The organism is Leadbetterella sp. DM7 (assembly GCF_040829825.2).
GTDB lineage: Bacteria > Bacteroidota > Bacteroidia > Cytophagales > Spirosomataceae > Leadbetterella.
In genome coordinates, this window is the sequence record NZ_JBFOLH020000032.1 from 1 (window position 1) to 6,510 (window position 6,510).

Consider the following 6,510-nt stretch of genomic DNA (forward strand, 5'->3'; position numbering starts at 1 on the left):
GGGTAGCCCCCTATGGCTATCTGGATTCACTCAATGTACGAGAGAAAATAGTAATCTAATGGGAAACCATCATCCATATCAAACAAAATTGGTAGCGTAAATCAAATGACTTTCCCAGCAGACCCTAGCTAAAATACACTTATAGAATTTTACTGAATGAGGTTTTTGTCCATGCTGGCGATTGTCAGGAATGAAGAAGAATATATCAGGGAATTTATCCGCTTTTACCGGATTAACGGCGTTGAACATTTTTACTTTTACGATAATGACAGTGACGTGCCACTGGCAGAAGTACTGAAAGACCTGAGTGATATCTGTACCATTACCCGGATACCCGGAGAAAAGCAGCAGGTGATTGCCTATAACCATTTCGTGAAGAATTTTGCGAAAGAGACCGAATGGGTGGCCGTATTTGATATCGATGAATTTGTTTTGCCCCGGCAGCATCCCACCTTCCGCGATTTTGTGGCAGATGCAGGTAAAAATGCCGATTGCATCAGCATCAACTGGGTAGTATTCGGAAACGGTCAACATGTCAGCAAACCGGCCGGCGGCCTGGTTATCGAAAATTATCTTTACTCCGAAGGAAAACAGCACAAGAATGTCAAAAGCGTGGTCAGAACCAGCGCGATCCGCCGGTTTACCCACCCGCACTTCCCGGAACTTAAGTGGTTCAAAAAGCATGTCAATAGTGTGGGTAACCCCATGTCAGGCGCAGAGAATGCGGAAGAAACCACCCATGTGATCCAGCTCAATCATTACTTTACCAAGTCATTGGAAGAATATATCCGTAAGCTTGCCTCCCGGCGTGCCGATACCGGGGAAATACGGTCAGACAATCTTAAAGATATGGAATGGATGCGCGGTGAGCCGGAAAGGTGCAGCGTGTATTTTGACGATACTTTATGGAAAAAGTTTTCCCGGCAAATGACAGAATCCGAAATTTAAACCCCACCTATGCAGGAATACCCTTACAACGTGGTCGTATGCGGCCTTGTTAGAAATGCACAAGAAAATCTACGGAAAAACCTGGAACGGCTCGATGCCCTGCGTCCTCATTTCCGCTCTTTTAAAGTAGTGATCTATGAGAATGACAGTACTGACCGTACCAAAGAAATTTTAACCCGGTACAGTTCGGAGCGGGAAGATGTATTTGTCAGCATGGCCGACTATGCCGAACATCCGCTGGCCGCAGGGCCCTTTTCGCGGCACCGGATAGACCTTATGTCCCGGTATCGTAATCAATACGTGGACAAGCTGCAGGAATATCCCGGTACAGATTATGTAGTGGTTATTGACCTGGATGTCTACAGCTTTTCACTGAAAGGTTTTCTGAACTGTTTCCGGGAGCCGGAAGGCTGGGATATGAAGTCAGCTTTCGGAAGCAATTACGTAGCTTACCGGTTTGGCCGCGTGTTTTACGATATCTACGCCTACATTACCCGGGATAAAGACCTGAACCGGGGGTTGCATTTCCGGAACTTCACCGAGTTTATGAGAGAACAGCGGAATCTCTACCTGGCCTTCTCCGGGGCCAAAGGGCTTGTACCCGTCAATTCCAATTTCAACGGGCTGGCCATTTACCGGTATGCATGCTTTACGGCCGGGATAAAATATGCCTCCGGCCCCAGTCGTATGGAAGGGGTGGAATCGTACTGCGAGCACGTGATTTTCAATAAGCTGCTTATAGAAAAAGGGTACGGGGAGCTCTTTCTTGACCCGGAACTGATCGTGATCTACGAAAAACCTGACCGGTGGAAACATTACCGGAGCTACGCAGCGTACCAGCTGATGACTTTTATGCAATGGACGTACGGACGCTTACGCAAAGCCCTGCCAGGGGTTACTTCCTAAGCTTAGCCTCTTCAAAAGCCAGCGGCAGCAGCGCCCGCGCACTTTCAAACAGGTAAGTGGGACCGTTGATCTTGTGCAGCAGGATCCGGATAGGGCCCGTCTGCAGCGATTCCATTTCCGTAATCACCTGCCGGCAGATGCCGCAGGGTGTAACCGGGTGCGCCGATGTGGAGCCGGGGGCGGTTACCGCCAGTGCCGCAATACGGCTTTCCGGGAAATTGGCTTTCACAAAGTTCAGCACGGTGCGCTCGGCACAGGTACCTGCCGGGTAGGAGAGGTTCTCCTGGTTATTGCCGCTGAATATCCGGCCGTCATCCAGCAGCAGGGCGGCACCTACCGGGAAACGGCTGTAAGGAGAATAGCTTTTGGCGGCAGCTTCCGCCGCTTTTTCTACCAGCAGCGCAAATGAAGGTTCCAGCTCGCCGGTATGTTCAAATTCCTCGTAGGAAAGGGTTATGGTCCTGGTTTTCATGTGTATTAAAGTTCCGAGTTCCCGGTGTTTAGTTCCGGGTGTTTAATTCTGAGTGTCTGGTTCCGGGTATGCAGTTGCGCGGGCCGGGTTTCGGGCCGGAATGTACGTCCTGTTTTTTCAGATAAAACATTCGAAAACCTGCCCGATCATCTTTTTCACCGCCAGCTTGTAATCTTTCGAAAAATCGCCGGTGATGCGGTTGGCAATAATGGTATTCACCGACAGCGCCTGGTGGCCCATCAGCCTGGCCAGGCCGTATATGGCAGAGGTTTCCATTTCAAAATTCGTGATCCTGTGGTTATCGTGCTCAAAAGCGGTGAGCTTCTCGTTAAGCAGGGGCTCTTTTACCTCCAGCTTTAAGGTTCGCCCCTGCGGGCCGTAAAATCCGCAGGCAGTGGCCGTTATACCCTGAAGAAACCCTTCCGCCTTTCCCAGGAGCTCTTCTCCTGCACCCGCTATATACGGACGTGCAAAATACGGGTTCCAGCCCGACTGCCGGATAAAGCTGTCAATAAACGCGTTTTCGGTGAAAGGTTCTGAATTTTTGTAAAAATGCAGCAATCCGTCCAGTCCCAGCCCGTGTGAGCTGGCCAGTACGCTGTCTACGGGCACATCGGCCTGGAGTGAGCCCGATGTACCCAGCCGTATAAAATTCAGCGAGGTGTGTACGGCTTTCCTTTCTTTCCTGACCAGGTCAATGTTGACCGCCGCATCCAGCTCGCCCACTACAATATCAATATTATCCGTTCCCATTCCTGTAGAGATCACGGTAACCTTTTTCCCGTTTTTTACGCCGGTATGGGTAACAATTTCCCTTTTCTGCGTGGTAAAATCCACCCGGTCAAAAAAAGCAGATACTACAGGCACCCGGTCGGGGTCTCCCACCAGAAATACGGTGTCGCCCAGGTGCTCGGGCCGGAGGTTAATGTGGTAAAGGCTTCCGTCAGGATTCAGAATCAGCTCTGAATTCATATAATTGTTGCTCATAATCGCTGAAAATAGAGGGTCCAAGCTAGGGGTTAGTTAGAGAAATACCAAGATTTGGAAAGAAAACTTCTGATTTTTCAATTGATTTTTCCCGGTTCGCATCTTTTATTGAAGTAAAAGTGTATTTTTAAAAAATTTTTTTAATGTTTCAACCCTGATCGTTTCAGATATGAGTACCAGAAAAAACTACTATGGCCCCTTAGCTATTATCGGTGTGTTATTTTTTATTTTCGGGTTTATTACCTGGGTGAATGCCGTATTGATCCCGTTTTTTCAAAAGGCATTTGACCTGGATAATACATCGGCTTACCTGGTCACCTTTGCTTTTTACATCAGCTACACGGTCATGGCCATTCCTTCTACCTGGGTATTGAAAAAAGTTGGGTTCAAAAGAGGCATGTCTGTCGGGCTTTTTGTGATGGCGCTTGGGGCGGTTATTTTTGTTCCGGCAGCCAGGGCAGAGTCGTACGGCCTGTTTCTTACCGGGCTTTTCGTGATTGCCACCGGGCTTACCCTCCTGCAAACCGCTTCCAATCCGTATGTTACCATCCTGGGGCCTATTGAGAGCGCAGCCCAGCGGATCAGCGTAATGGGTATAGCCAATAAAATAGCCGGTATTATCGGGCAGAAGGTACTGGGCGGGCTTTTACTGGCGGGCGGGGCTACCGTGGCAGGAACGCTCACCCGGGGTCAGCACCTGGAAAAAGTGATCATCCCCTATCTTTCTATTGCTGCCGTGCTCACCGTTCTTGGCGTTGCCGTATGGTTTATGAAGGGTCTTCCTGAAGTAGAAGAAGAGGAAGAAGTGGTCAGCGAGAGCGGCGCCTCTTCTATCTGGGCGCACCCTAACCTGGTTTTGGGATTGGTGGCCCTGTTTGCCTATGTCGGCGCAGAGGTGATTGCCGGCGACTCCATCATTGCGTACGGGCTGTCGCAGGGATTCCCCGAATCAGAAGCCAAAAACTTTGGTACCTATACCCTTTGGTTGATGCTGGCGGGTTATATACTCGGAATATTCCTGATCCCGCGGGTGATTTCGCAGGGAACCTGGTTAAAATATTCAGCCGTTTTTGGCCTCTTCGCCAGCCTGGCTGCTATTTTTACAGGTGGTTTCACTTCTGTACTGTGCATTGCCTTCCTGGGACTGGCCAATGCCATCATGTGGCCGGCCATCTGGCCCCTGGCTCTTGACGGCCTCGGTAAGCATACCCGGCTGGCCTCGGCGCTGCTGGTGATGATGATCTCGGGAGGAGCCATCCTGACATCGCTGTACGGCAGAATATCGCAGCATACCGGAACACAGCAGGCCTATTGGCTGCTGATACCGTTATATGCCTTTATTTTCTGGTATGCGGCTGTGGGACATAAAAGGAAATCGTGGTAAAAATAATCGTATGTACTTATGAGAAAAATAGCGTTAATAAGTAGTCTTCTTCTGCTTTCTTATGTAGCCGGCGCGCAGATCGGGCACGGCAGCAAAAAAACATTTACCCTTGATGACACGCTTCGCGGAAGCATTACCCCTGAACGTGCCTGGTGGGACCTCCTGCATTATGACCTTAATGTGGAGGTAGACGTGGCCAATAAATTTTTCAGGGGCTCGAATGTCATCCGGTACAAAGCCCTGCAGTCGCACGATGTGCTGCAGGTGGATCTCCAGGAGCCCCTCGACATTACCGCGGCCTACCAGGGCGATACTCCGCTGAAAATTACCAAAAGAGGGGCAAACGCCTGGTTTATCCGGCTGCCGTCACCGGCCACTGCAGGTTCTGAAGGAGAGATCACCGTACAGTATGAAGGAAACCCGCGGGTGGCCCGGCGCGCACCGTGGGACGGCGGCATTTCATGGGCAAAAGACAAGCTGGGACGGCCCTTTGTGGCTACTTCCTGCCAGGGACTGGGTGCCAGCGTCTGGTGGCCCTGCAAAGATCATATGTACGATGAGCCGGATAACGGCATGCGCATCACCATTACCGTGCCCGACAGCCTGATGGATGTTTCTAACGGGCTGCTGGCTTCCAAATGCAGCTATGCCGACGGCAAAGTAACCACGGTATGGGAGGTCAAGAACCCCATCAACAACTACGGGGTGAACCTCAACGCGGGCCATTATGCCCATTATACAGAAACCTATGCGGGAGAGAAAGGCCCCCTGCGGGTAGATTACTGGCCGCTGGATTATAACGAGGATGTGGCCAGGGAGCATTTCAAAGACGTTCCCCGGATGTTGCAGGCCTTTGAACACTGGTTCGGGCCCTATCCTTTCTATGAAGACGGCTACAAGCTGGTAGAGGTGCCTTACCTGGGCATGGAGCACCAGAGCTCGGTAACCTACGGCAACCAGTACAAGAAAGGCTACCTGGGCCGCGACCTCTCCGGAACGGGCTGGGGACTGAAATTTGACTTTATTATTGTGCACGAAAGCGGGCACGAGTGGTTTGCCAATAACATCACCTATAAGGATATTGCCGATATGTGGGTGCATGAAGGCTTTACCTCCTATTCCGAGTCGTTGTTTGTTGATTACCATTACGGAAAGAAAGCGGGCGAAGACTACGTAATCGGCTGCCGGAAAAGCATTAAAAACGACATCCCGATCATCGGAACGTACAACGTAAACCATGAAGGCTCAGGAGACATGTACAGCAAGGGTGCCAATATGCTGCACACCATCCGGCACATCATCGGAGACGATGAGAAATTCAGGCAGATACTCAGAGGACTGAATGCTCATTTCTACCACCAGACCGTTACTTCTGCCGATGTGGAGAATTACATTTCAGAAAAAGCAGGCAGAAACCTCAGCAAGGTTTTTGACCAGTACCTGAGAGATGTGCGGATTCCGAAGCTGGCTACTACAGTCAAAGGCTCAAAAATAACCTATCGCTGGGAAAACGCGGTAGACGGGTTTGATATGCCGGTGAAGGTGGCAATTGATGGTAAGGAACAAATGCTGTATCCTACCGCAAAATGGCAGAGTGTGAAGGGCAAAAGCCTGGTGGCCGACCGGAATTTTTATATCGAATAACCGGAAGGGGGAGTTAAAAGTTAAAAGTTAAAAACTAAAAACTGTCGATGCCTGAATACAGTTGACCGTATTTGCTTTTATTTAAATACGCTTTCAGTTCAGTTTTTTGTGGTTGCTGGAACTTGATATTTTAAAACAGTCTCATTGATTGGAGCCTTTTAGGACTTAA

General features: G+C 49.9%; 6 protein-coding genes. 4 read left to right on the forward strand and 2 right to left on the reverse strand.

Going from position 1 to position 6,510, the window contains the following annotated elements; translation table 11 throughout:
* The first annotated feature begins 156 nt into the window (after window positions 1-156).
* Window positions 157-948: a glycosyltransferase family 2 protein gene (locus AB2U10_RS18940; protein WP_367916659.1), complete on the forward strand. Its 792-nt coding sequence runs from the start codon at window positions 157-159 to the stop codon at window positions 946-948.
* A gap of 9 nt (window positions 949-957) precedes the next feature.
* Window positions 958-1,854 carry a glycosyltransferase family protein gene (locus AB2U10_RS18945; protein ID WP_367916658.1) on the forward strand — a complete coding sequence of 299 codons (897 nt, stop codon included), beginning with the start codon at window positions 958-960 and terminating at the stop codon, window positions 1,852-1,854.
* Here the strand turns inward: AB2U10_RS18945 and AB2U10_RS18950 are convergent.
* Both AB2U10_RS18950 and AB2U10_RS18955 read right to left on the reverse strand, forming a co-directional pair.
* On the reverse strand, window positions 1,844-2,326 hold the full coding sequence (locus tag AB2U10_RS18950; protein ID WP_367916657.1) for a cytidine deaminase: 483 nt from the start codon (window positions 2,324-2,326) through the stop codon (window positions 1,844-1,846). The genes AB2U10_RS18945 and AB2U10_RS18950 overlap by 11 nt on opposite strands.
* A gap of 117 nt (window positions 2,327-2,443) precedes the next feature.
* Window positions 2,444-3,313, reverse strand: a complete 870-nt coding sequence (locus AB2U10_RS18955; protein WP_367916656.1) for a nucleoside phosphorylase — start codon at window positions 3,311-3,313, stop codon at window positions 2,444-2,446.
* A gap of 169 nt (window positions 3,314-3,482) precedes the next feature.
* Between AB2U10_RS18955 and AB2U10_RS18960 the strand changes: the two genes are divergently transcribed.
* Window positions 3,483-4,697, forward strand: a complete 1,215-nt coding sequence (locus tag AB2U10_RS18960; RefSeq protein ID WP_367916655.1) for a sugar MFS transporter — start codon at window positions 3,483-3,485, stop codon at window positions 4,695-4,697.
* Window positions 4,698-4,715: 18 nt separating this feature from the next.
* Window positions 4,716-6,341 carry a M1 family metallopeptidase gene (locus AB2U10_RS18965; RefSeq protein ID WP_367916654.1) on the forward strand — a complete coding sequence of 542 codons (1,626 nt, stop codon included), beginning with the start codon at window positions 4,716-4,718 and terminating at the stop codon, window positions 6,339-6,341.
* Window positions 6,342-6,510: the final 169 nt, after the last annotated feature.